This is a genomic window from Granulicatella elegans ATCC 700633, from assembly GCF_000162475.2.
Lineage (GTDB): Bacteria > Bacillota > Bacilli > Lactobacillales > Aerococcaceae > Granulicatella > Granulicatella elegans.
In genome coordinates this window covers 633448-658854 of record NZ_KI391971.1, presented here as the reverse complement: position 1 = coordinate 658854, position 25407 = coordinate 633448, and the positions used below count along the sequence as shown (strand labels likewise).

28 protein-coding genes and 1 riboswitch are annotated in these 25407 nt (G+C 32.3%); of the genes, 6 read left to right on the top strand and 22 right to left on the bottom strand.

Annotation, left to right across the window (positions count from 1 at the left end; translation table 11 throughout):
• Positions 1 to 310: 310 nt before the first annotated feature.
• Positions 311 to 1744: an NADP-dependent phosphogluconate dehydrogenase gene (gene gndA, locus HMPREF0446_RS03105; RefSeq protein WP_006702866.1), complete on the bottom strand. Its 1434-nt coding sequence runs from the start codon at positions 1742 to 1744 to the stop codon at positions 311 to 313.
• Between the two features lie 166 nt (positions 1745 to 1910).
• Here gndA and HMPREF0446_RS08290 point away from each other — a divergent pair, with 166 nt between their 5' ends.
• The gene (locus HMPREF0446_RS08290; protein WP_020991322.1) at positions 1911 to 2054 is read left to right on the top strand and encodes a DUF4044 domain-containing protein; all 144 of its coding nucleotides are present in this window, start codon (positions 1911 to 1913) and stop codon (positions 2052 to 2054) included.
• A gap of 42 nt (positions 2055 to 2096) precedes the next feature.
• Here the strand turns inward: HMPREF0446_RS08290 and metK are convergent, their stop codons facing one another.
• Positions 2097 to 3266 (bottom strand): methionine adenosyltransferase, encoded by a 1170-nt coding sequence (gene metK, locus HMPREF0446_RS03100; RefSeq protein WP_020991321.1) that lies wholly within the window; start codon positions 3264 to 3266, stop codon positions 2097 to 2099.
• Positions 3264 to 3340, bottom strand: a riboswitch (SMK box riboswitch). (Overlaps the previous gene by 3 nt.)
• Before the next feature lie 163 nt (positions 3341 to 3503).
• Between metK and HMPREF0446_RS03095 the strand changes: the two genes are divergently transcribed.
• Positions 3504 to 4328 (top strand): hypothetical protein, encoded by an 825-nt coding sequence (locus HMPREF0446_RS03095; RefSeq protein ID WP_006702868.1) that lies wholly within the window; start codon positions 3504 to 3506, stop codon positions 4326 to 4328.
• Between the two features lie 122 nt (positions 4329 to 4450).
• A complete protein-coding gene (locus tag HMPREF0446_RS03090; RefSeq protein ID WP_006702869.1) occupies positions 4451 to 4714 on the top strand; it encodes a TM2 domain-containing protein in 264 nt (87 codons plus the stop codon).
• A gap of 49 nt (positions 4715 to 4763) precedes the next feature.
• Here HMPREF0446_RS03090 and rplS read toward each other — a convergent pair whose 3' ends face one another.
• The 5 genes from rplS to rpsP all read right to left on the bottom strand — a co-directional run bounded on the left by rplS (position 4764) and on the right by rpsP (position 7337).
• Entirely contained in the window at positions 4764 to 5111 is a 348-nt protein-coding gene (rplS, locus tag HMPREF0446_RS03085) for a 50S ribosomal protein L19 (RefSeq protein WP_006702870.1), read from the bottom strand.
• A 265-nt stretch (positions 5112 to 5376) separates the two neighbouring features.
• Entirely contained in the window at positions 5377 to 6123 is a 747-nt protein-coding gene (trmD, locus tag HMPREF0446_RS03080) for a tRNA (guanosine(37)-N1)-methyltransferase TrmD (RefSeq protein ID WP_006702871.1), read from the bottom strand.
• A gap of 1 nt (position 6124) precedes the next feature.
• Positions 6125 to 6640, bottom strand: a complete 516-nt coding sequence (gene rimM, locus HMPREF0446_RS03075) for a ribosome maturation factor RimM (protein WP_006702872.1) — start codon at positions 6638 to 6640, stop codon at positions 6125 to 6127.
• Positions 6641 to 6779: 139 nt separating this feature from the next.
• Entirely contained in the window at positions 6780 to 7025 is a 246-nt protein-coding gene (locus HMPREF0446_RS03070) for a KH domain-containing protein (RefSeq protein ID WP_006702873.1), read from the bottom strand.
• Positions 7026 to 7064: 39 nt separating this feature from the next.
• Complete coding sequence (gene rpsP, locus HMPREF0446_RS03065) at positions 7065 to 7337, bottom strand: 30S ribosomal protein S16 (protein WP_006702874.1); 273 nt, start codon at positions 7335 to 7337, stop codon at positions 7065 to 7067.
• Between the two features lie 212 nt (positions 7338 to 7549).
• Here rpsP and HMPREF0446_RS03060 point away from each other — a divergent pair, with 212 nt between their 5' ends.
• Positions 7550 to 10060, top strand: a complete 2511-nt coding sequence (locus tag HMPREF0446_RS03060) for a transglycosylase domain-containing protein (protein ID WP_020991319.1) — start codon at positions 7550 to 7552, stop codon at positions 10058 to 10060.
• Between the two features lie 40 nt (positions 10061 to 10100).
• Here HMPREF0446_RS03060 and ccpA read toward each other — a convergent pair whose 3' ends face one another.
• Positions 10101 to 11102, bottom strand: coding sequence for a catabolite control protein A (gene ccpA, locus HMPREF0446_RS03055; RefSeq protein ID WP_006702876.1), 1002 nt, complete (start codon positions 11100 to 11102; stop codon positions 10101 to 10103).
• Between the two features lie 187 nt (positions 11103 to 11289).
• Between ccpA and HMPREF0446_RS03050 the strand changes: the two genes are divergently transcribed.
• The gene (locus HMPREF0446_RS03050; RefSeq protein WP_006702877.1) at positions 11290 to 12402 is read left to right on the top strand and encodes an aminopeptidase P family protein; all 1113 of its coding nucleotides are present in this window, start codon (positions 11290 to 11292) and stop codon (positions 12400 to 12402) included.
• A gap of 135 nt (positions 12403 to 12537) precedes the next feature.
• On the opposite strand, the gene HMPREF0446_RS03045 is transcribed toward HMPREF0446_RS03050, so the two are convergent.
• Together HMPREF0446_RS03045 and HMPREF0446_RS03040 are read right to left on the bottom strand one after the other, a co-directional pair.
• Positions 12538 to 12930: a YtxH domain-containing protein gene (locus HMPREF0446_RS03045; protein ID WP_006702878.1), complete on the bottom strand. Its 393-nt coding sequence runs from the start codon at positions 12928 to 12930 to the stop codon at positions 12538 to 12540.
• Positions 12931 to 12948: 18 nt separating this feature from the next.
• Positions 12949 to 13344, bottom strand: coding sequence for a DUF948 domain-containing protein (locus tag HMPREF0446_RS03040; RefSeq protein ID WP_020991318.1), 396 nt, complete (start codon positions 13342 to 13344; stop codon positions 12949 to 12951).
• 146 nt (positions 13345 to 13490) lie between these two features.
• On the opposite strand from HMPREF0446_RS03040, the gene HMPREF0446_RS03035 reads away from it, so the two are divergent.
• A complete protein-coding gene (locus tag HMPREF0446_RS03035; protein WP_020991317.1) occupies positions 13491 to 14354 on the top strand; it encodes a mechanosensitive ion channel family protein in 864 nt (287 codons plus the stop codon).
• A gap of 36 nt (positions 14355 to 14390) precedes the next feature.
• Here the strand turns inward: HMPREF0446_RS03035 and cbpB are convergent, their stop codons facing one another.
• The 12 genes from cbpB to zapA form a co-directional block, all read right to left on the bottom strand.
• The gene (gene cbpB, locus HMPREF0446_RS03030) at positions 14391 to 14855 is read right to left on the bottom strand and encodes a cyclic-di-AMP-binding protein CbpB (protein ID WP_006702881.1); all 465 of its coding nucleotides are present in this window, start codon (positions 14853 to 14855) and stop codon (positions 14391 to 14393) included.
• The gene (locus tag HMPREF0446_RS03025; RefSeq protein WP_006702882.1) at positions 14848 to 15396 is read right to left on the bottom strand and encodes a YfcE family phosphodiesterase; all 549 of its coding nucleotides are present in this window, start codon (positions 15394 to 15396) and stop codon (positions 14848 to 14850) included. The genes cbpB and HMPREF0446_RS03025 overlap by 8 nt, the downstream gene beginning before the upstream one ends.
• 14 nt (positions 15397 to 15410) lie before the next feature.
• Positions 15411 to 16844: a glutamate racemase gene (gene racE / locus HMPREF0446_RS03020; RefSeq protein ID WP_020991316.1), complete on the bottom strand. Its 1434-nt coding sequence runs from the start codon at positions 16842 to 16844 to the stop codon at positions 15411 to 15413.
• 134 nt (positions 16845 to 16978) lie between these two features.
• Positions 16979 to 17716: a hypothetical protein gene (locus HMPREF0446_RS03015; RefSeq protein ID WP_006702884.1), complete on the bottom strand. Its 738-nt coding sequence runs from the start codon at positions 17714 to 17716 to the stop codon at positions 16979 to 16981.
• A 147-nt stretch (positions 17717 to 17863) separates the two neighbouring features.
• On the bottom strand, positions 17864 to 18577 hold the full coding sequence (locus tag HMPREF0446_RS03010) for a hypothetical protein (protein ID WP_006702885.1): 714 nt from the start codon (positions 18575 to 18577) through the stop codon (positions 17864 to 17866).
• An 11-nt stretch (positions 18578 to 18588) separates the two neighbouring features.
• On the bottom strand, positions 18589 to 19272 hold the full coding sequence (locus HMPREF0446_RS03005) for a hypothetical protein (RefSeq protein ID WP_006702886.1): 684 nt from the start codon (positions 19270 to 19272) through the stop codon (positions 18589 to 18591).
• Between the two features lies 1 nt (position 19273).
• Positions 19274 to 20128 carry an ATP-binding cassette domain-containing protein gene (locus HMPREF0446_RS03000; RefSeq protein WP_006702887.1) on the bottom strand — a complete coding sequence of 285 codons (855 nt, stop codon included), beginning with the start codon at positions 20126 to 20128 and terminating at the stop codon, positions 19274 to 19276.
• 13 nt (positions 20129 to 20141) lie between these two features.
• Positions 20142 to 20510 carry a GntR family transcriptional regulator gene (locus tag HMPREF0446_RS02995; RefSeq protein WP_006702888.1) on the bottom strand — a complete coding sequence of 123 codons (369 nt, stop codon included), beginning with the start codon at positions 20508 to 20510 and terminating at the stop codon, positions 20142 to 20144.
• A gap of 995 nt (positions 20511 to 21505) precedes the next feature.
• The gene (gene trxA, locus HMPREF0446_RS02990) at positions 21506 to 21817 is read right to left on the bottom strand and encodes a thioredoxin (protein WP_006702889.1); all 312 of its coding nucleotides are present in this window, start codon (positions 21815 to 21817) and stop codon (positions 21506 to 21508) included.
• 163 nt (positions 21818 to 21980) lie between these two features.
• The gene (locus HMPREF0446_RS02985; protein ID WP_006702890.1) at positions 21981 to 24338 is read right to left on the bottom strand and encodes an endonuclease MutS2; all 2358 of its coding nucleotides are present in this window, start codon (positions 24336 to 24338) and stop codon (positions 21981 to 21983) included.
• A gap of 100 nt (positions 24339 to 24438) precedes the next feature.
• Positions 24439 to 24975 carry a CvpA family protein gene (locus HMPREF0446_RS02980; protein WP_006702891.1) on the bottom strand — a complete coding sequence of 179 codons (537 nt, stop codon included), beginning with the start codon at positions 24973 to 24975 and terminating at the stop codon, positions 24439 to 24441.
• Positions 24976 to 24982: 7 nt separating this feature from the next.
• Positions 24983 to 25342 carry a cell division protein ZapA gene (zapA, locus tag HMPREF0446_RS02975; protein ID WP_020991315.1) on the bottom strand — a complete coding sequence of 120 codons (360 nt, stop codon included), beginning with the start codon at positions 25340 to 25342 and terminating at the stop codon, positions 24983 to 24985.
• Between the last annotated feature and the right edge of the window lie 65 nt (positions 25343 to 25407).

Sequence of the window (25407 nt, the reverse complement as noted above, 5' to 3'; positions counted from 1 at the left end):
ACCTAGGCTCGAAATTTAGGCATGAGACTCGCTTTTGCAAGGCTACTGCCGCCCTAGCTACTATAGACTAATCTTATTTAAAACGTCTCTTATAAATGAATAAGTAAACAGAAAAATTATACTCCTAAACGCCCCCTCATTAATGAATGACCAAAACAAAAAGACTACCATAGTAGCCCAAGTACTAGAAGCCAAGAGGCTTCTAGTACAGGAAATTTCGAGACCTAGGCTCGAAATTTAGCAATGAGACAGCTTCGCTGGCTGCTTGCGTCCTGGCTACTATAGACTAGTCTTATTAAAATTATGGTTATTATTGTTCGATTTCACGTTCTTGCGCCCATTCGAAGTGGAACACTCCAGGTTTATCCACACGATTATAAGTGTGAGCACCAAAGTAGTCACGTTGCGCTTGAATTAAGTTAGCTGGTAAAACTTCTGAACGATAAGAATCATAGTAAGCTAATGCACTTGAGAATGTTGGAACAGGAATTCCTGCTTGAACAGCTGTCACAACAACTTCACGAACTGCTGCTTGATAAGATTCTGTAACATATAAGAAGTATTTATCTAATAATAAGTTTTTCAATTCTGGATCACGTTCAAATGCATCTGTAATCTTTTGTAAAAATTGAGCACGAATAATACATCCAGCACGGAAAATTTTTGCAATTTCCCCATAATTTAAGTTCCAATCAAACTCTTCACTTGCTACACGCATTTGAGCGAATCCTTGCGCATAACTCATAATTTTAGAGAAATACAAACCTTTACGAACTGATTCGATTAACGCTTGTTTTTCAGTATTAGATAATTCAGGAACTTTAATTGGAGATAATTCTTTACTAGCAATTTCACGTTCTTCTTTTAATGTAGAAATATAACGTGCAAATACTGATTCTGTAATTAATGGAAGTGGCACCCCTAAATCTAATGCACTTTGAGAAGTCCATTTACCAGTCCCTTTATTTCCAGCAGTATCCATAATCACTTCAACCATTGGTTTACCTGTTTCAGGATCTTTTTTCGTTAAAATATCAGCAGTAATTTCAATTAAGTAACTATCCAATTCGCCAGTATTCCAAGATTTGAATACTTCTGCAGTTTCTTCTACTGTTAATCCACCTACACGGCGTAAAATATCATAACTTTCAGCGATTAATTGCATATCACCATATTCAATTCCGTTATGAACCATTTTTACATAATGACCTGCTCCATTTGGACCAACATAAGTCACACATGGTGCACCATCATCAGCTTTTGCAGCAATTTCTTCTAAGATTGGCGCTACTAAATCATAAGCATCTTTTTGTCCACCAGGCATAATAGCAGGACCTTTTAATGCCCCTTCTTCACCACCAGAAACTCCAGTACCGATAAAGTTAATACCTGAGTTTGCTAACATTTCATTACGACGGATTGTATCTTGGAAGAATGTATTTCCTCCATCAATTAAGATATCCCCTTTATCTAAATGTGGTAATAAACTTTGAATTGTTTTATCAGTTGCTTCACCAGCTTTAACCATTAATAAAATTCTTCTTGGTTTTTCTAATGAATCCACGAACTCTTCCACTGTATAAGTTGGAACTAATTTTTTGTCAGGATGTAATGCAATCACTTCATCTGTTTTTGAAGATGAACGGTTAAAAATTGAAACCGAATAACCACGACTTTCAATATTTAAAGCTAAATTACGACCCATTACTGCCATACCAACGACACCAATTTGTTGTTTTGACATTTAAAATTCCTCCAATAATCAAAATAATTTACTTACACATCATACCAAAATTTGCAATTTTAGGAAAGCCATTTGCACTTAAAGAAAATTTTCATAACTGTTCTACTTGTTTATTTGAAGCAATTCATGTAAACTAACAATGATTTGAAATAAAGGAGAGATACTAGTGTCAAGAAAACCAAGAAAAAAACAAAAACGTAATCTTTCAACAATGGAAAAAATTACTCGTGTTGTTGTATGGTTTATGTTATTAGCAACTTTAGGCGTAATTGTATTCCAATTTGCAATGACTGTTATGAATTATAAATAGTAAAAAAACGATTATAACTCAAATGTTATAATCGTTTTTTTATTAGAATTCCGCTTTTAAAGCTTCTACTTTATCTAATTGTTCCCATGGTAAATCTACATCTTTACGTCCAAAATGTCCGTAAGCAGCAGTTTGTTGGTAAATTGGTCTACGTAATTGTAATGTTTCAATAATTCCTTTTGGAGTTAACTTGAATACTTTACGAATCGCAGCAATTAATTTTTCTTCAGAAACATGATTTGTTCCAAAAGTATCCACAGAAATTGATACTGGTTGAGCTACCCCAATCGCATAAGCTAATTGAATTTCACATTTATCCGCTAAACCTGCAGCTACTACGTTTTTAGCAATATAACGTGCAGCATAACTTGCAGAACGGTCAACTTTTGTTGCATCTTTTCCTGAGAATGCTCCTCCACCATGACGAGCATATCCACCGTAAGTATCTACGATAATTTTGCGTCCTGTTAATCCAGAATCTCCAACTGGTCCACCAATTACGAATTTTCCTGTTGGATTAATGAAATAACGTGTCTCATCATCTAATAATTCACTTGGGACAACTGGTTTAACAACATACTCTAAAACATCACGATGAATTTGTTCTTGAGAAATTTCTTCATCATGTTGTGTACTAACAACAATCGTATCAATACGTTTTACTTTATGGTCTGTTGTATATTCAACCGTTACTTGAACTTTACCATCTGGTCCTAAATAATCTAATTGTTTTTCCTTACGAACTTTTGCTAATTGATAAGCTAATTGATGACTTAGGTAAATTGGCATTGGTAAGTAAGTATCTGTTTCGTTTGTTGCAAAACCAAACATTAACCCTTGGTCTCCAGCACCAAACTCTTCTTGCTGTCCACGAGTTTCTAAAGCATCATTAACCCCCATTGCAATGTCAGGTGATTGCTTATCTAAAGAAACCATTACTGCAACACTATCCGCATCATAGCCATACTTACGATCAGCATAACCAATTTTACGAATGGTATCTCTTGCAATTTGTTGATAATCGACTGTAGCTGTTGTTGTAATTTCACCAACTAATACGACTAAACCTGTATTAACGACAGTTTCACAAGCCACACGAGCGGTTGGATCTTGAGCTAAAATAGCATCTAATACTCCATCACTAATTTGGTCTGCGATTTTATCGGGATGTCCTTCTGTAACTGACTCCGACGTAAATAAAATTTTTTCCATTGTTTTTCCCCCATTCAATTCCGGTTACAAGGCATCTACACATTGTGTATCCTCTCGGGAATATCATATTTTTTAAGACTCAACTATTATAGCATTATTTTTAAAAATTCCTAGTATTATTTCTCTTTTTTATACATTTATTTTGTGAAAATGTTATGAAATCGTTTAAATATTGCTTGACAAGCTAGATTAATTTACCTATCATGAAAATAAAAAAGTATTATCGAGGTAATTTATATGTCCGCAAATTCTATGGTACATCCAGAAATACCTTATATGAAGCAATTGACAAATCCTTTATGGAGTTTATTTTTAGCTCCACTCAGTTATTCATTTTTAGGTTTTTTGCTAGCCATTAAAACAAATGCTATCCCACTTTCAGGGGTACTCGTATTATATTTTTTCTTGTTTATGATTAACTTACAAGAAATGATGTATTCTAAATTTTATAAAGTTCCAAAACGTGGGCAATCCGTTGTATTACTCTTAACAAATTTTTTATTACTGCTACCAATTGTTTATTTTGTACAAACTTTTGGAATTCGAATTGGAATTATCGCAGCTTTAGTTGTCGGAGTAAATCATAGTTGGATTTTCCATTTACAATCAAATCATCCTGCATATGCATATCATGTACTATTAAATACTTTAGCAAAATTCACAGTTGGAAACTTTTTAATGTATTATACAATTACACATCAAATCTCAAATAGTATTTTCCAAGTATTTTTATGCTATGCAATCTTTGGAATTAGTATGATTCAATTTAAACAAAAATCAGTTGAACGACATAATCCTGAGAAGTTAGACTATCCTGTTTGGAGTATGTTTTTATCTCTTATTTTTAACTTATGTTGGTTCATTGCTTATCCAATTAGTTTTTATGTAGTAGGAACACATTTCTCATTAGTTGCATTTATTCTAATTGGAATCAGTGGAATTGTACCAATTCTATACCATATTCTTTTAAAGAAAAATGCTAAGCCAAGTAGAATTAGTACTTATTTTTATTGGTACGCGACAGTATTAACAATTTTAATTGGTATCTTTTATCAATTTTAAAACAATCCCTTCATCAAATACAGATGAAGGGATTTTTGTATATCTCTTATTTAACAATCATTATTGCTTGTATATTGACTTTATGTTACGATAGCTAAAAATATAAGTGAGGTGAACTCAAGATGGCAAACTACTCTTATGATCCAACTAATAATCGTGGATACATTCCAGGTAGATATGTTAATAAAGTAATTTTATTAGTATTAATGTTCTTTTTAGGAGCCTTTGGAATTCATTATTTTTACGAAGGTAAAAATTTAAAAGGAATACTTTCAATCCTATTTTCTTGGACATTTATCCCTTCTATTATTGCTTTCTTTAGATTTATTGCGACAATTTTCAAACCAACAAATGAATATGGAGATATTTTTATTCCATACAATTAAAATCTATACAAAGAAACCCCTTGATTTCTCAAGGGGTTTTGTCTTTCTATTAACGACGACGTTCTTGGATACGCGCTGCTTTACCACGTAAGTTACGTAAGTAATATAATTTAGCACGACGAACTTTACCGTAACGAACTACTTCGATTTGTGCTACACGTGGAGTGTGTAATGGGAATGTACGTTCCACACCAACACCGTTAGAAACTTTACGTACTGTATAAGTTTCGCTGATACCAGCACCACGACGTTTAATAACAACACCTTCGAAGATTTGGATACGCTCACGAGTTCCTTCAACTACCTTAGCGTGAACACGTACAGTGTCCCCAGGACGGAATGCAGGAATATCAGAACGTAATTGTTCTTGTGTTAAGCTATCGATTAATTTGCTCATGTTTTTTCTCCTTCCAACAAACATTCATGATTTGGCCGAATGTCCAATCAGCGGAATATCGTTTTATATGGATAGTCTCCTACCCACTTTTGAGAGTTTATCATAGATATGATTAGTTGTAAAGTATTTTTACTTTACTTTTTTAAATTTTCTTTTGAGTGTTCAAAATCCATACGATATACGGATAATACATGTGAATCATCTAAGGAATACCAATGCTATTTCCCAACTTTTCTTGAATTGTTTATACTGGATCATTATTCGATTATTTCTGATTCATACTCTCTTCTTGCATAATTTCTTTTAGTAATTTTTCTTCTTCTTTATCTAATGAATAACTTTCTAATAAATCGGGTCTTCTTTGATACGTTCTTCTTAAGGATTCTTTTTTCTGCCATGTAGCAATTTTTGCATGATTTCCACTAAATAATACTTCTGGAACTTCCATTCCCTCATATTCTCTTGGACGAGTATACTGAGGATGCTCTAATAATCCCATGGAATGAGAATCCCCAATAGCTGATTCGTAATTGCCAAGTACATCTGGAATTAATCGAACCGTTGCATCAATCATCACCATAGCTCCCAATTCTCCACCCGTTAATACAAAATCTCCAATAGAATATTCATCTGTTACTAGTGTTCGAATACGTTCATCATATCCTTCGTAATGACCGCAAATAAAAACTAAATGTTCTTCCTTTGCTAATTCTTCTGCATCAGATTGACTAAATTTCTTTCCTGCTGGATCTAGTAAAATCACTCTCTTTTTAGTTTCCGGAGTTCTCTGTTCTAAATCTTTTAATGCACGGTCAATCGGTTCTACTTTTAATAATAAACCAGCTCCTCCACCAAAGACATAATCATCTACTCGATTGTGCTTATGAAATGCAAAGTCTCTAAAATCAATCGTATCAAATGTAATTTTTTCTTTCTCAATAGCTCTTTTCATCATCGATTGTTCCATTGGAGCAAACATTTCAGGGAATAATGTTAAGACATCGATTCTCATTTTAGTCAAACAACCCTTCTAATACATGAATAAAAGCTTGCTTATTTTCTTTATCGATTTTATAAACAACTGGTTCAATAAATGGAATTAATAAGTCTTTCTTTCCTTTTTGTTTAACAACCCATACATCATTGGAACCTGGAGATAAAATTTCAGATACTTTTCCTAAATGTTCTCCTTCATCTGTAATAATCTCTAAACCAACTACTTCATGATAATATAGTTCATCTTCTTCTAATTCTTCTAGAGCATCACTTGACACTTTTAATAAACAATCTCTATATCCTTCCACATCTTCAATTCGAGAATGATCTTCAAACGTTAATAAATCAAAATTTTTATGACGTCTGTGACTTTTAATCGTAAGTAATTTTTCGAATTCGCCATCTCTAAATAAAGCTAATTCTACTCCTTTTTGATAACGATCTTCTGCAAAGTCCGTTGTAGAAATCACACGAACTTCTCCTCTTAATCCTTGTGTATTAACTATTTTTCCTACTTTAAAATATTGTGACATCTTTTTTACTTTCCTCCTCACAATTCATTACTGTTATCATACGTGAGAATTGAACAAAATTGCAAACAAAATCCATTTTAAGTGCTAGGTATAAACAAAAAAGTTCAACAACTCCTAAGCGAAATTGTTGAACTTTTTTCTAGTCATTGTTTTCAATGCTTAAACGAACACGTTTTTGGTTTCTAGTGCGAACACTATAAACAATTGTACGAATTGCACGAGCAACACGTCCTTGTTTTCCAATTACACGTCCAATATCTTCAGAATTCACACGTAATGTGTATTCTAAAAATTCATCTGATTCTGCAACTTCAATTGTTACATCATCTGGAAAATCAACCAATGGTTGAACGATTGCTAAAATTAATTCACGAATATCAGGCATTCTTTTCACCTCTTTACCGAATTATCTCGATGAGAAAAATTACTTAGAAAACTTTGATTCGTGGAATTTCTTCATGATACCTTGTTGTGATAATAAGTTACGAACAGTATCTGAAGGTTGAGCTCCGTTAGCTAACCATTTTAATGCTAATTCTTCGTTGATTGAAACTTGTGCTGGGTTTGCAACTGGGTTGTAAGTACCAACTGTTTCAATGAAACGTCCATCACGTGGAGAACGTGAATCTGCAACTACTACACGGTAGAAAGGATTTTTCTTAGAACCCATACGTTTTAAACGAATTTTAACTGCCATTTTTTTACACCTCCATGTTTTCATCTCACAGTTAGATATATTATCAGAAAAAAAATCAGTTGTAAAGTATTTTTTCTTTACACCCCTATTTTTTTATTCAAATTTCTACTTTCCCCTCTCAAAACCCTTGTTTTATTAAGAAATTAGCGTTTTCTTGAATTATTTGATATAATATGGCTGATATTATACTTAAAAAGAAAAGAGTTGAGAGTATGCCAAATTCAAATAACTTTCGAGAATTTTCAAAAGAATTCTTGGCTTTTTGGAATCAACCTTTGCAAAAACATTTACGTTTCATCTTTAATGTAAGTTTTTCTGTTATTAAAAATTTATTATTCATTCTTTTATGTGGATTGATATTATTAGGAATTTTTGGTACAGGAATTGGATTAGGATATTTTGCAAGTTTGACTGCTAATGAAAAACCATTAACTCAAGAAGAAATGGCTGATGCAATAACGAATTTAAACTTAGTTTCTAGTTTTTATTATCAAGATGGCGAAAAAATTTCTGATGTTACTAGTGATGAAGTTCGTTTAGTAACTACACTGGATAAAATTTCCCCATTTGTTAAAGATGGAATTGTTGCTACTGAAGATAGCTATTTCTATCAGCATAATGGTATTGTTCCAAAAGCACTCGTTCGTGCACTTATCCAAGAAGCTGGTTCATCAAGTTCAGGTGTTTCTGGTGGCTCTACCTTAACACAACAATTAATTAAACAACAAATCTTAACAAGTGAAGTAACCTTTAAACGTAAAGCTAATGAAATTTTATATGCACTTCGTTTAGAAAAACATTTTTCAAAGGATCAAATTTTAGAAGCCTACTTAAATGTTTCTCCATTCGGACGAAATCATAATGGCTTAAATATTTCAGGTATTGAGGAAGCAGCTCAAGGAGTATTTGGAGTATCTGCAAAAGACTTAACTCTACCTCAAGCAGCTTACTTAGTTGGAATGCCTCAAAATCCAATTACATATACTCCATATACAAACTACGCAACACTAAAAGAAGACGTTTCTGCGGGATTAACTCGTATGAAAACTGTTCTTTTTAGTATGTATCGTGAGAAGAAAATTACAAAACAACAATATGATGAAGCTCTTGCTTATGATATCACTCAAGACTTTTTAGCTCCTGAAGAAATCTCAACTCAACGTCAATCTTATTTATATCAAGCCGTTAATCGTGAAGCAACGAAAATCTTAATGAAAAAAATGGCTGAGAAAGACCGATTAACATATGAGCAATTAAAAAAAGATACAGAATTATTTAATCGATATTATGATCGTGCTAATGCTGAATTAGCAACAGGTGGATATAAAATTACTTCTACTGTTGACCAAGGTATTTACGAAGCGATGCAAGAATCCACGGCTATTAATGGAAGTAAAATTGGTCCAACTTACCAAACACCTTATATTGATCAAAATACTGGTGAAGCAAAAAAACAAACAGATATGGCACAAAATGGTGCTGTATTAATTGAGAACAATAGTGGACGTATATTAGGTTTCGTTGCTGGACGTGATTTCCAAGTAAACCAAGTAGACCATGCTTTTACAACCCATCGTTCTCCGGGTTCAACCATTAAACCATTACTTGTTTATGCTCCTGCAATGGAAAATAATATTATTTATCCAGCTAGTATTATTCCAGATACAAAAATTAGTATTTTACAACAAAATGGAACTTATTGGGAACCTACCAACTACGGTAATCGAATTTCCAATAATTTCTTAACCGCTCGTCATTCATTAAAAAATTCATTAAATAACCCAACAATCAAAATTTTCCAAACAATGCTTTCTAAAGGAATCAATGCTGGTGGATATTTGAAGAAAATGGGGATTCAAGGAATTGGCGAAGAAGAATATCAAAATATTGCTTTATCTATCGGTGGAACAAAAACTGGTCCTACCGTATTGGAACAAACAAGTGCCTTTTCTACGTTAGCAAATGGTGGTGTTCATCACGAAGCTTATTTAATTGAAAAAATTGAAGATATTCGTGGAAAAGTTGTTTATCAACATGAAGACAACTCGACTGAAGTCTTCTCCCCTGCAACAGCTTATTTAACAACAGATATTTTACGTCAAGTAGCTGCAACTACTGATTTCTATAATATTAAAGGTAACTTGAAATTTTCAGCAGATATAGCTGGTAAAACAGGTACGTCAGAATTTGAAGTAGATAACTGGTTTGTAGGATATACTCCTGAAGTAACTCTTGGTTCATGGATTGGATATGATAATTTCTACAGTGCTCGTTACTCTATTACAGAATCTGATGGCTATGGACATCCAACTATGAGAAGTTTACGAAATTGGACGAGTCTTATGAATGCAGTCTATAGTGCAAAACCAAGTTTGTTTAATCAAAGTGCAAAATTTGTCCAACCTTCAACAGTTTATCAAGATTCCGTTGTATCTGTAACAGGAACAAAACCTGGAACAGCTACTTATAATGGTCAAACTTATTCTATTGGTGGAAGTACTACAACAGATCTATTCAAAAAAGATTTTGGACCAATTGCACCAACTTACCATTTTGCAGTCGGTGCAACGAATAATGAATTAGATAGATATTGGAACGGACTTAGCGATCAAGAAAAAGAAGCTGAAAAGAAAAAAGCTGAGAAGGAAAAAGAAGCTAGCGAAGATAAAGATAAGAAAAAATCATCATCTTCTTCAACACAGACTACAAAATCAAGAAATTAATAAAACGACTTCGAGATAAAACTCGAAGTCGTTTTTATAATTATTTAGTTGTTTGGCGATACTCAATCTTATAAGGTAAGGTGATTTCAGCATCGACAATTTCTTCTTTATTCATAATTTTTGTTAACAATCTCATAGCTACTGCTCCAATATCATATAATGGTGGAGCAATAGTTGTTAGTGTTGGACGAGTCATTTTAGTTAATTTTGAATTATGGCTTGAAATTACTTCGAAGTCTTTAGGAACATTCACTCCATGATCATATAACCCATTTAATAAGCCAACTGCTGCTTCATCATCTGTTACAACTGCAGCTGTAATTCCAGCATGTAATAACTTATCTGCTAAAGCTTCTCCTGCTTGATACGTTAATGGAATTTCATATACAAATTTTTCATTGTAGTCAATTTTAGCTACTGCTAAAGCTTCTTTATACCCATCTAAACGTAAATCAGTTGCAAAAGTATTTTTTAACGATGGAGTTACAAATGCAATTTTTTTATGCCCATTTTCAATTAATTTTTGTACTGCTTCTTGTGTAGCTACTTTATAATCAATATTTACTGACGCAACTACATGATCAGAATCAATTGTTCCTGCTAGTACGATTGGAGTTTTAGAACGTACAATTTCTGCACGCAACTCTGGAGTTAAATTATTTCCCATGTATAAAATACCATCTACTTGTTTAGATAATAAAGTATTTAATACTTGGATTTCTTTATGATTATTTTGATCCGAATTTGCTAAAATAATATTATATTTGTACATTGTAGCAATATCATCAATCCCTCTTGCTAAGCTTGCAAAATATAAATTCGTTACATCTGGAATAATAACTCCAACTGTAGTAGTTTTTTTACTTGCTAGTCCTCGCGCAACTGCATTTGGACGGTAATCTAATTCATCGATAACATCTAACACTTTTTTTCTTGTTGCTGGTTTAACATTTGGGTTCCCATTTACCACTCTGGAAACAGTTGCCATTGAAACATTCGCTTCACGAGCAACATCATAAATTGTAATTGTTTGTTTTTCCATATAAATTCTCCTCTAAATATTTAAAAAAATATGTATTTGTACACCATTCTAGGTAAAGGTTATCATTTTTCACGAAGTTTTGCAAGCGTTTCATATAACTATTTTCATATTTTTTGAAACTCTTTACATTTTCCGTGCTATTTGTGCTAAAATATGCTTACCAATTGAAAAATATGGAGGATTTATTATGAGTAATAAACAAACTTATATTCATTTTACCAACGTTTTACAACAACTAAATTGTGATATTGCATTTATTCAAGATCCAACAACGATTAGTTTATTGACCCACTATACAACAGATCCACATGAACGTGTTTTAGCGATGGTTGTATCTGCCAATCATACTCCTCTACTCTTTGTACCTGCTCTTGAAAAGAATATGGCAAAAGCGGCTGAACCAACTTATACTGTTGTAAGTTATCAAGACCATGAAAATCCATGGGAAATTTTAACTTCTGCTATTCAACAGCAATTTGATTTACCTACTAAATGGTCGGTAGAGAAAAATTTTATTACATTACATACTGTTGAAAATTTGAAAAAAGAAAACTCAAAAATTCAATGGACAGATGACTTAACACCTATCATTAATGATTTACGTTTAAGAAAAGATGCCGATGCGATTCAAAAATTAAAAGATTCAGGAACATACGCAGATAAAGCAGTAGAAATTGGGATTCAAAGCTTAACAGAAGGCATTACAGAATTAGAAGTTGTTGCTAAAATCGAATATGAAATGAAAAAATTAGGCATTACTTCTATGAGTTTTGATACGATGGTATTGTTTGGAGACCATGCTGCTGATCCTCATGGAGTTCCGGGAGATAGAAAATTAAGAAAGAACGAATGGGTACTTTTTGATTTAGGAACTATGCATAATGGTTATGCGAGCGATATGACTCGTACTATTTTCTTTGGTGAAGAAAATGCAAAAGATGTTCGCCACCAAGAAATTTTTAATATTGTCAAAACTGCTCATGATTTAGCAATTCAATCTGTTAAACCAGGAATGAAAGCTAGTGAAATCGATGCGATTGCACGTGATTATATTACAGAAAAAGGATACGGTGAATACTTTATCCATCGTTTAGGGCATGGAATTGGTCAAAGTTGTCATGAATTTCCATCCATTATGGAAGGCAATGATATGATTCTAGAAGAAGGCATGTGCTTCTCTGTTGAACCAGGTGTATACATTGCAAAAGATTATGGAGTTCGTGTAGAAGACTGTTTAGTTGTTACAAAAGACGGTTGCGAACTATTTACCCATTTCCCACAAGAAGTTACAAAAAATTAGAATATAACAAAAACCGAGGAATTTTTATTTCCTCGGTTTATTATTTATTGTCTTAGAAAACATAACTTAAGCAATGAGACTCGCTTTTTTGCGAGGCTGCTTGCGTCCTTAGCTACTTAAGGGAAGTCAAATTTACTATTTAACTTCTTCTTTTAACTCTGCAACAACTTCTTCTGCTTCTTCTTTTTTAGCTGAGAAAGTATCTTGAACTTTACTTACAGTTTGAGAAACTTCTTCTTTTAAATTAGTCGCAGATTTTTTAACTGTATCTTTAAATTGAGAAGCTGAATCTTTTAAATTTACACGAATATCTTCTGTAGCATTTAAAGCTACTTCTGATAATTCAACTCCTTTTTCAATTGAAATATCTACATAGTCAGATAATTGTTCTTTCAATTCATCTGCTTTTACTGCTAAATCTTCACGTAATTCCTTACCTGATTTTGGTGCAAATAATAATGCAGTCGTTGCTGCTGCCACACTTCCGATAAATGCTCCTAAAAGAAATCCGCCTGTTTTTTTACCCATTTTTCTTCACTCCGTTCATTATTTTTTCTTTCTTGATAAAATCGCTTTTCCAACAGATAAAGCCCCTAAAGTACGAGCTGGTTTAATGCTTGATACTCTAGTCGCAAGGGAACGAGTTGAATGATTTACATCAGAAACTGTTAATCCTAAATCTCCAATAGCTGTAAATAATGGATCTGTTCTTTTTACTTTTCCATTAATATCGTCTACTAAAGCATTTGTTTTATTCAATAATCCCTCTACTTCGATAGATAAATTATCGACATCCCTTGTAATAATTTCAATAGAGTTGTTCACATGGTTCACTGTTTTATCTAATTTATTTAAAACTGGATTAAGTTTTAAAACTAGAAATACTACTAAACCTAATAATGAACATGCTGCAATTAAAGCTGCAACTTCTATTCCAGACATTTTGAACATCCCTCCTCAATTTCCGATATTATTAATCATAATACCATTATCATGCATAAAACGCTACTAAAAGTGATATAGTATTTTCTAAATTATTTTAATTATGATAAACTATATAAAAGAATCTCAAAAAAGGAGGAAACCTCATGGATATTCGTTCAACTGTACAAAGTTTTTTCGAACAATATTGGCTTTCAATTCCATGGCAAATGATTTTATCTGAAATTTTATCGAAATTAATATCATTAACTTTTCTATGTATTTTATTTATCATTGGAAAAAAAGTATTGCATAAAGTTTTTCAAAAAACAGTTCTTTCATCGATTCGACTATCGTCACAAAGTATAGCTCGTAAAAATACTTTAATGCGATTATTAGAAAACTGTTTAGACTATTTACTTTACTTTGTTTTAATTTATTGGATTTTAGTGATTTTAGGAATTCCTATTACAAGCTTATTAGCTGGTGCAGGAATTGCTGGGGTTGCGATTGGATTAGGGGCTCAAGGATTTTTAAGTGATGTTGTAAATGGATTCTTCATTTTACTGGAACGTCAATATGATGTTGGAGACATTGTCATTATTGGTGCTGTTTCTGGAACTGTTGCGAATGTTGGAGTTAGAACAACTCAAGTCCGTGGATTCGATGGTACTCTTCATTTTATCCCAAATCGAAGCATCTCTGTCGTAAGTAATCAGTCTAGAGGTGATATGAGAGCCTTAATTGAAATTCCACTTTTTAGCGACGCTGACTTAACGGTTGTATATGATACGGTTGATCAAGTCAATACAAAGAATGCATCACAATATCCAGAAATTGTAAAAGGTCCAACTATTATCGGTCCACAAACTCTTCCAAATGGACAATTTGTTTTCAGAATTAGTATTTTTACGAAAAATGGAAAACAGCATATGATTTATAATCAATTTTTAAAACTTTATCAAGAAGCATTAATTGAAGCTGGCATTTCACTTCCAACAACAAATACCGCTATCAATCCTGCATCGTAACAAAAAAGTTACTCCCGCAAAAGGAGTAACTTTTTATTATTTTTCAACTAATTCATATTTACGATTCAATTCATGAACCATATAATTCACTCGTTTTAACACTTCTTTTCTAGTCACAATTCCTACAAATTCTTGTTCATCATTTGTTATACATAAGAAACTATGATCGACTAATTCATTCAATACATCTTCAATATCTGTATTAAATGTAATCGTTGGAAATTCTGTTTCCATGGCTTCTTTTACTTGAAAATCATGTAATCGACTTAAATCAATTTCTTCCAATGTGGCAACTTGATTTAAAATCATCGCTAATGAAATTAATCCGGTTAATTTATTTTGGCGATTCACAACTGGAATAAGAGAATAACGAACATGAGTTAAAACTAACATGGCATGATCTAATGTATGGTCTTCTTCCAAAATTGCTACTTTATCAGCTGCAATAAATAATTTATCCTTTTCTTCTAGTAATAAGTCTTGTACTACTCGATTAATCATGAATAAATCCTCTTTCTGAATCTAAATGATACGAATAATGAAGTCCCTCTAATGGTTGATGCTTCATATCAAAATATTGTAATTCAATTTCTGATTCTGAATGAATTGTTAAAACAGCATAAGTTGGAGTCATTGCAAAATGTCCTCTTGGATAAGAAACACTTCCTGAATTTATACATAATACGCCTTCATACGTTTCCTCATACAATTTATGTGTATGACCATAGAAAGCTACTTGAATTCCTTGTTCTTTTGCAAATTTCGCTAAGCGATACACCCCACTATTGACTGCTTGCATATGACCATGCGTTACTAAAAAACAAATGCCACCTTCTTCAAACACTTCTACTTCCGGATAATTTGTATCATAATCACAATTTCCCGTTACTCGAAGGCATCCTTGAAAAACTTCATCTTCATAAGGAAACTCTGAATCCCCACAATGAATAAAACGAACATCTGATTCTGATTGATAGTGTTCAAATACTTTTTGTAATGCTATTTTTTGTCCATGGTTATCACTCATAATAATAATTTTCATACATTCACCTCTTACTAACGATTCACTAGTGCTAGCCATTCTTCCCATTGTTCCACTAATAAGTTCACAGCTTTTGCACGGTGACTGATTTGATTTTTTTCTTCACGAGATAATTGCCCAAATGTTTTTTGAATTTCAGGGACGAAAAATAATGGATCGTATCCAAATCCTCCTTCTCCTGAAGGAAATTTCGCAATTTCTCCATCACAAATACCTTCAACGACTAAAGATTCATGATTAGGAGCAGCCATCACTAAACAACAATGGAAATGTGCACTTCTTTTATCAGAAGGTAATTCTCCTAATTCAGCTAATAATTTTGCATTATTGGCAGCATCACTTTTTTGATTTCCAGCATATCTTGCGGAATAAACACCCGGTTGTCCCTCTAATGCATCCACACATAATCCAGAATCATCCGCTAATACAATTTTTTGAAGTCTTTCAGCAATTGTTTCTGCTTTTAAACGGGCATTTTCTTCAAATGTTTGACCTGTTTCTGCTACATCTTCCAATTCTGGAAAATCTAATAATGTTTTGACGCTATATCCTTTAGGTTCAAAAATACTAGCAAACTCCTTTGCTTTACCAGCATTTTTCGTTGCAATAACTAATTCTTTTTGAGACATCTCTTCCTCCTTATAAGGTTCTAAACTCACTTTTTCAACAGTTAACGGACTTCTATTCAACCAATTTTCTGCAATTTCTTTAAATAAAATAGGTGAACCAGTTGTATAAATTTCTAATGTTGGAGAAGGATTCGTTTCGTAATTTTCTGCTAAATAATTAAAATCTAATAACGCACTAACGGTAGAAACCGTTTCTGCACCTGAATCGATTAATGTAACTTGAGGACCCACAACTGCTTGAATTCTTTGCTTTAATAAAGGATAATGAGTACAGCCTAATATTAAAGTATCAAATTCTTTTCCCATTAAAGGTTGTAATGTTTGTGCGACCACTTTTTTAGCAATTGGAGAATCCGTCTGATTACTTTCTACTAAAGGAACAAATTTTGGACATTCTAAACTGGTAACCATTAATTGATGATTTTTCTTTTGGATTGTTTTACGATATACATCACTTTGAATCGTTGCATGAGTTCCTAAGACTGCAATTTTCTGTGATTTTGTTTGTTTAATCGCTGCTAAACTTCCTGGCTGAATCACGCCCACTACTGGTATGTCTAATGTTTCTTGTAATTCTTCTAGGATCACCGCTGTTGCTGTATTGCAGGCAATCACAATCATCTTTACATCTTTTTTAAGGAGAAATTGAACCATTTCTTTTGTAAATTTTCTAATTTCTTCAACTGTTCGATTTCCATACGGGCATCTTGCAGAATCTCCTAAAAAAATCATTGATTCATGAGGTAATTGTTTCAAGGCTTCTTTTAAAACAGTCAATCCTCCTACACCCGAATCAATGAATCCTATTGCTTTCGACATGTTGTTCACTCTTTCTTCTTTTCTCTTGATTCATTATACCATGGATTGTTCAATTTTGTAGGAAAAGCCTATTTTTCTTAAATTTCTCATAATAAATAAAACATGTTAGCAAAAACTACTAACATGTTTTATCATTAAATAACTGAAACTGTAATCTTACTTTGATGTTTATATACAACAAGGAAGAAAAAGAGGAGCATTACCCCACAAACAATAAAAGTTCCCAAAATTGGAAATTGAAAATAATAATATAAAAGTGTAAATACGATTACGTAAAAATTCGGTATCAATATTGAAATCAAAAAGAATGTTCCCGCAAATGGATAAATTAAAAAGAAAAGAATTATAATCATCTTTTTAGATGTAAACTTATTAACAATAAAGAATAAAATAGTCCATCCTAAATAATCTGCAAATAGTTTTAGTATCATTGCACTTAAAGGAAATTCTCTAAAAGGAGGAAACATTGAGCTAAACGATATACGAACTAGTCCCCAATTCCAATCAATCTTTATAAAATTTAAAACAAAAATACTAATCAATACATATACACTAATAATCAATAATTCATTCACAATAATTTGTTTTCGAGTTAATCCTGCCAATGTACTCAATTGAAATTGAGAAATACATTTTAAAAATATACTCACTATGATACCAATCATAAGGATGATATTTCCTTCTATAGTAGGTCTAAAATTATCCGAATAGTAAATCGAGAAATCTGGAAGAATCCAATTTCTTAAGAAATTAAAAATCGGAAATAGAGAAAGTACCGCACTTAAAGCGGCAAAAAATAGTAAAGTAATTCCAATAACTTTTAACCGTTCTAATAAAAACATCTTCAACAATCTTTTTTGTAAATTTGACATCATTCTCTCCTCTTGCTTTTAAAATATCGTTCCTTCTTCCTTAAATTCTCTTGGTTCATTATACCATGGATTGTTTGATTATGTAGGAAAAACATATTTTCATAATAAATAAAACATGTTAGCAATAACTACTAACATGTTTTATCCTTAAACATCTGAAACTGTACTCTTACTTTCGTGCTTATAAATTGCAAGTAGGAATAAAACTGTCATCACTCCACAAAGGATGACATTTCCAATAAATAGATTTTGAATATAGAAATTGTAGCTCGCTATTAAGAAGCTTAATAAATTTGGAATCGATGTCACAATCATGACAAGCAGTCCAACGATTGGATACATTAAAAATATCATAAACACAAATGCTTTTTTCGATGTAAACTTGTTCATTACAAAGAAGAAAGTTGTCACACCCATAAAACTTGCAAACAAGCTAAGAAAAATGGCAATCATTCCTGTCATAGAATTTAAACCAAACTGTATCATCTCAGGGCTAAAATAAATATGAACCGATCCGATTGTCCAATTAATCTTTAAAACGGAAGCAATCAAAAAGATGATTAAAGTAATTAGTACATTGATAGTGTTCAACAACAATTCATTCATAATAATTTTCTTTCGAGTTAACCCTGCCATCGTACTCAATTGAAATTGAGGGATACATTTTAAAAATATACTGAATATCATCGCAAACGTGATCAATGTACTTCCCTCAAACTCAAACTCAAACACAAAAGTTTCCATACGAGGAATCAATGAAAAAATAACTACTATAGCACTAAAGAATAAAAATGTTAGCCCCATCACTTTTAAACGTTCCATTAAAAATAACTTTAGTAATCTTTTTTGTAAATTTGACATGACAAGCACCTCTACATTCCTACACCGACTTCTTTACTTTCATGATGACGAATCACTACGTATAATAGTAAAACACAAATAGCAATCATCATATAACTAAGTGGGATATTGTATTGAATCATTCTATCTAGGAAATTATTCACTACTTCTGAACGAGCAAATATTCCAAAAAGTGCAAATATTCCCCCTAAACTTGTTGCAGTAACGATTAACACAATCTTTTGATTGTTAAACTTATTTAGAATAAACCCTATAATTGATGAGAATAAAAACATTACTAGTAACCAACCCCATAAAGAAAGAGTTCCTAAAACAAAGTCATTTTCTAAATCAGTCCATTGAATTAATTTAATTCCCACTGAAGCTGCTTTACTAGCTAATACATAAAAGAAAATATTTTTGAGTGTTAATAATGTTGTCATAATAACTCCCATATAAATCGGAAATTGATATTGTTCTCTTCTTGTAAAACTCAATTGGTTCATTATTCTAAAATCAGCAACTGAAAAAGCTATTCCTAATAAAGTAATTGCTAAAAAACTTATAGCAGGTAAATTAATTGTAAATGAAAATCCCTCAGATCTATCGATAAAATTTAGAACATTAATGACACCCAAATAAGAACCTAACCCAATTAGTAAAATACGTAAATAATCTAAAATTTGAATTTTCAACAATTGATAAAATCGAGTCATCTTATTCACCTTCCTTGCGTGTTAGCTGAATAAAGTACTCTTGTAATGTCAAGCGACGAACGGAAAAATCGGCTGTTTCTTGAGGAACTTGTTGTGAGATAATCACTGCTTGAAATTGATTTCCAACTTCCTCTTGATGAATAATAGTTTGATTTGCAATAATTTCACTCACAACTGTTTTTGATCCTGTTACTAAATAAGCATGTTGTAAAATTTCTTCAACACTTGATTGTTGGAAAGTAACCCCGTCACGAATAACAATGACTTCTTCTAATAAGTAGGAAATTTCTTCAATCAAATGCGTCGCAATCACAAAAGTTCTCGGTCTACGAGCATACGCTTCTAATAATTTTTTATTAAATAATTGACGGTGGTTTGCATCTAATCCTAAAACTGGTTCATCTAAAAATACATAGGATACAGGTACACTTAGTGCTAATGTTAACTTTACAATACTCTTATATCCTGTAGATAATTCGACTAATTTCTTTTTCTCGTCAACTCCAAATGCTTTCATGCATTCTTCGGCAAACTCGGTATCAAATTCTGGATAAATTTGTTGGAAAACTTTAACAATTTTTTTCACTTTCCAATCAATTGGGAACCAATTTTCAGGACTTGATAAGTAAATATCACTCATTGCTTCTGGAGTTGTCCATAAAGGCTGATTATCTAATAAGATTTCCCCTGAATTCTTTTCAATTCGATGAGCAATCATATTCAAAACTGTACTTTTTCCAGCACCATTTCTTCCAAGTAATCCATAAATACTTTCTGGTTGTAATGTAAAGCTCACATCTTTTACTGCAAGATTTTTTTTATATTTTTTTGATACATTTCTAACTTCTAATGTCATATCTTTCACTCCCTTATCGAGTCATTTCTTTTTCAATCATTGATAAAAGTTCCTGACTACTAATGCCTAATGTTTGTGCTTCTTGAACGATGGTTGGAATGGTCGATTCCAAAAATTCTTTTTGTCGTTTTGTTTGGATAATATGCATTGCACCTACGCTAACATAAGTTCCTAATCCTCTACGTTTTTCTAAAATATCTTGTGCAACCAATAAATTCATCCCCTTTAATACTGTTGCTGGATTAATTTGATAACTCGTGGATATCTCTGTTGTTGAAGGAACTTGATCCCCTTCTTGGTAAGTTCCTCTAAAAATTTCTAATTCTAGTTGATAAGCCACTTGTTGAAATAATGGCAAGTCACTTTGAAAATCAAATTTCATTCCTCTCTTCCTTTCTATAAAATCAAACACTTTACCGGTTAACTACTTGTGTAACTAACTATAATCCTTTTATCTCCTTTTGTCAACAGTTAAGAAAATATTTTTTAAAATCTATCAAATAAAATTTAAGAAGAAAAAATTCCCTTTGTTTGCAAGGTCGCCAGCAGCCTCGACAATCGAGTCTCATGGCTAAAATTCGAGCCTAGGTCTCGAATTTCCCCTGTAAAAATCCATAAAGAACTGGATTTTTACTAATGCTACAAAGAAAATTTTTTCTTCTTAAATTTTTCTATCCGTAAACAAAACTATTGTGAGTTTTTAGATTGCCGTTTATAGATGTTTATAAGCAGAGCGATGATTGCTCGAATAATTTGTATATTACACAATTTGTGTTATACTAAAGATACAAAAAGAGCCGAGCGCGAACTCGACTCTCTTGTAGACCGTTAAAAAGACGGTGGCTTATTTTTAGTGTATTAACACCGCAAACTCGTCAAAGTTATAGGCGGTGTTATTTTTTTGTCATTATTTCTATGATTTTGACAATTAATGACAACAATGCCAATAGTACCATGGCAAATGATACAGTTATTTCATCTTTTACTAAAATTTAAGAAGAAAAAATTCCCTTTGTCTACAAGGTCGCCAGCAGCCTCGCAACGCGAGTCTCATGGCTAAAATTCGAGCCTTGGTCTCGAATTTCCCCTGTAAAAATCCATGAAGAACTGGAGTTTTACTAATGCTACAAAGAAAATTTTTTCTTCTTAAATTTTTCTATAGACCAAACAAATCATTCCACTTCTTATTTTTTATAAAAAGAAAAGACTTTTCCCAGTAGCAAGCGTACTAGTATCCAAAAGCATGGATACTAGTATCCATGCTTTTGGATACTAGTACTAGGGAAAATTGAGACTTTAGGCTCAATTTTTAGGCATGAGACTCGCATTTTTGCGAGGCTGCTGCCGTCCTTTGCTACATTTAGAAAAGTCTATTTCTTATAAATATTGTTCTAACAATTCTTCTAATTGTTCTTTAGAATGGTAGCCGATTACTTTATTTACGACTTCTCCATCTTTCTTAACAAGTAAAGTTGGAATACTCATTACTCCAAATTGACGAGCAGTATTAGGATTTTCATCAACATCAACTTTTGCAAAAGTCACTTTATCTCCCAATTCTTCGTCTAATGCATCGATAACTGGAGCTTGCATACGACATGGTCCACACCAAGGTGCCCAAAAGTCTACTAACACAACTCCTTCATTTGTTTTTTCTACAAAATTGCTATCATTTAATGATTGTACCATTAAAATCACCCTTTCTTCTCACTTGTAAACATAGTATATCAAGGCTTATGCTATTTACAAAATATTCTGCTCACGAAAAATTCCACAATAATAAAAACAACGAGCCTCGCATTTTGCGAGGCTGCTGCCGTCTTTTGCTACATCAGAAAAATCTATTTATATATTATTTAAATAATACTACAGTAGCACCGTTTCCTCCCATATTCATTGGAGCAAATTCATAAGAAGCCACACTACGATGTTTCTTTAGAGTCTTATGAACACCTTGTTGAATTGCACCCGTACCACGACCATGAATAATCGTCACACGAGGATATCCCGCTAATAAAGCTGCATCTAAGAACAATTCTAAATCCTTGATAGCTTCTTCATAACGTTTCCCACGCAAATCTAATTCCGTTGAAACATGACTCGAACGATGACTCTTCACAATCACTTGAGTTGGTTTACTTGGTTCTTCCTCAATACTAATCAAATCTTCAACAGGCAATTTCATCTTAATAATGCCCATTTGAACAACCCATTCTTGTTCGGAAATTTTTTCAACTAATGTTCCTCTTTGTCCAAAACTTGTGACTTCTACACTTTGTCCTGGACGTAATGATTTTTTAGCCTTTTCGCGTTTTAAAACTTTATTTTTCTTCAACACTTGTTCATGTTTTAAATCCGTTAAAGCTGTTTTCTTCTCAATCAATTCGTGTTCTTTGACAACTGTTTCCTTACTCTTCAATTGCATTGCACGAATATCCGACAAGATTTTTTCTGCATCTTCTTGACTTTGAGCTACTAATTCATTGGCTTTTTCTTTTGCTTGTTCAATAAGTCGAGCTTTATTTTCTTTGAAGTTTTCTGTTTCAAGTTTCAATGCTTCTAGTAATTGCGAACTTTCTTTTAATTGTTGTTGAATCACTGATTTTTCTTGGTCTACAATACGACGTTTTCTTTCTAAATCAGAAATCATTTCATTTAATTCTTGGCTCTCAACAGAAATAAATTGTCGTGCTTGTTCAATCACAACTTTTGGAAGTCCTAGTCTTGCTGAAATATCAAAGGCATTACTTCTTCCTGGAACTCCTAATAAGAATCGATACGTTGGTTGAAGTGTATCACTATCAAACTCCATACTTGCATTAATCGTTCCTACTCGATTATATCCATAGACTTTCAACTCAGGGTAGTGAGTCGTTGCAATTACATAACTTTGTTTTGTTCCAATATAATCTAAAATCGCAATTGCGAGTGATGCTCCTTCTTGTGGATCCGTTCCCGAACCAATTTCATCCATTAATACTAAACTTTTTTCATCAATTTTATTTAAAATTGAAACGATATTAGACATATGGGATGAAAATGTACTCAAGTTTTGTTCAATCGATTGTTCATCCCCAATATCTGCGAAAATTTGAGTAAAGACTCCTACACGACTGTCCGGTAGTGCTGGAATATATAATCCCATTTGTGCCATTAATTGGATAATCCCAATCGTTTTTAAAAGAATAGTTTTACCACCCGTATTTGGACCAGTAATAACAATTGACTGATATTCTTGCCCTAAAATAATATCATTAGCGACTACTGATTTTGGCGAAATAAGCGGATGTCTTGCTTGCCAAATCGCAACGTGATTTTCTTCATCAATAATTGGCTCATTTGCTTTTATTTGTTTGGCATAGAGTGCTTTTGCATTTGCGATATCTAAACGAGATAATACATAATGATTTTGTGTTAGTGAAGGTGTATGAGGCATTAATTTTTCAGATAATTCCAATAAAATGCGCTCGACTTCTTTCTTTTCTTGTAATTGATAATCTCGTAATTTATTATTCAAGTTTACAATCGCTTGTGGTTCCATAAATAATGTTTGCCCTGTTGCACTTTGGTCATGCACAATTCCACCAAAGGTTGATTTGTATTCTGCTTTAACAGGAACAACATAACGATCATTACGAATTGTAATTAAAGAGTCCGTTAAATATTTTGCATATTTCCCAGTGACATACGTATCTAATTGTCCTTTAATTTCTTGTTCAGTTCTGGAAATTCCTTGACGAATTCCTTTTAATGGGATGGAAGCATCATCTAATACATATCCATCTTCACGGATAGATAACTGTAATTGTTTCGAAATTTCAGGTAAATATTCTAATTTTTCTACTAATTGTGGCAATCGATCTAATGTAATCTCTTCTTCCTTCACTTTTTCAAAGAAATTAGCCACTTGATTCGTTGTTTGTAATACTTTTAAAATTTCACTTAATTCTCTTCCATTTAATCCTGCTTCTACTTCTAATCGTTTAATTGATACACTAATATCTTCTAATTTAGGAATGGGGATTCCTTGCTTTAATCGTAAAAGCGTCACTGCATCTCTTGTTTCTTCAATTTTATGGCGAATTTTTTTAGCATTCGTTTCAATTGGTAATTGAAGAATCATTGTTTTTGCTTTTTGAGTATTCGCAAATTCTTTTACAGCATGTCTTATTTTATGAAATTCTAAAATATCTTCAATTTTTTGATTCATGCTTTCTCCTCCTTTTAGACAGAAAAAAAGTGAAAAATAAAATTATTTTCCACTCTTATAGATTCTACTATTCTTTGTTGAATGGATTTCTAATCATAGATTATGAAAACAACCACATTTTAACAATTCCTGAGAATAATGGTGTATTAGTCACAATCCAATTTGCTAGAGTATGTCCTTCAAAAATCTTTTGTACTGAATCTGTAGGAATCATCGCTACTAAATATAATACAAAGAAAATCGCTACATAGTGGAAAACAAATCCTAAAATTGCTCCCCCTAATGTATTAAATTGTTTAATAATTGGTAATTTTATCATTTCTTTAATCACTGTTGTAATCAAACGAACAATTGCCCAGTTCACAACCATAATAATAATAAACGAGAATAAATAATAAAATGATTGGTCCATTTCTAATGCTTGTCCATCTGAAAAAACTGCTAAATGTGTTCCAGGAATGTAAGATGGGAATGGTACGTACATTTCAATCATTTTAGAAAATGCTCGATAACCAAATACTGCAATAAATGTTGATAGAATATATCCAACAAGATGAAGGATTTGTAAAGCTAATCCTCTTCTAGCACCTGTATAAATTCCTAATAATAAAAATATGATAATTCCTATTGTTACCATTTAGTACCTACTTTCTCCATAAATCTTCTTGTTCTGCAAATTGTTTTTCAAATTGTTCCTTACGTTCTAGAGCAATACTTTGACGTTTACTTCCTCTATGATGAGGAACATTTTTCTTCAATTGTTGATTTTCTTCTTCTAACATCATTAATTGTTCTTGTTTTTCTAATTGTAAACTCACTGCATTAATGGCTAATAAAATGGCCTTTTCTTCATTAGAGCATTCTTTCGCAACTTCACTAAGTTCATTCCACTGTTCATTTAATAATTTAATGACGCTATGCATATGCTGATGGGATTTTGTACCTAAAATGGTATAAGTCTTTCCAGCAATATTTGCACGATAACGCTGTTTCTTTTGAGACACAACTTTCATCCTTTCATTCGTTACCATATTATTTTAAGTGTACCATTTTTTTGTAAAAAAAACAC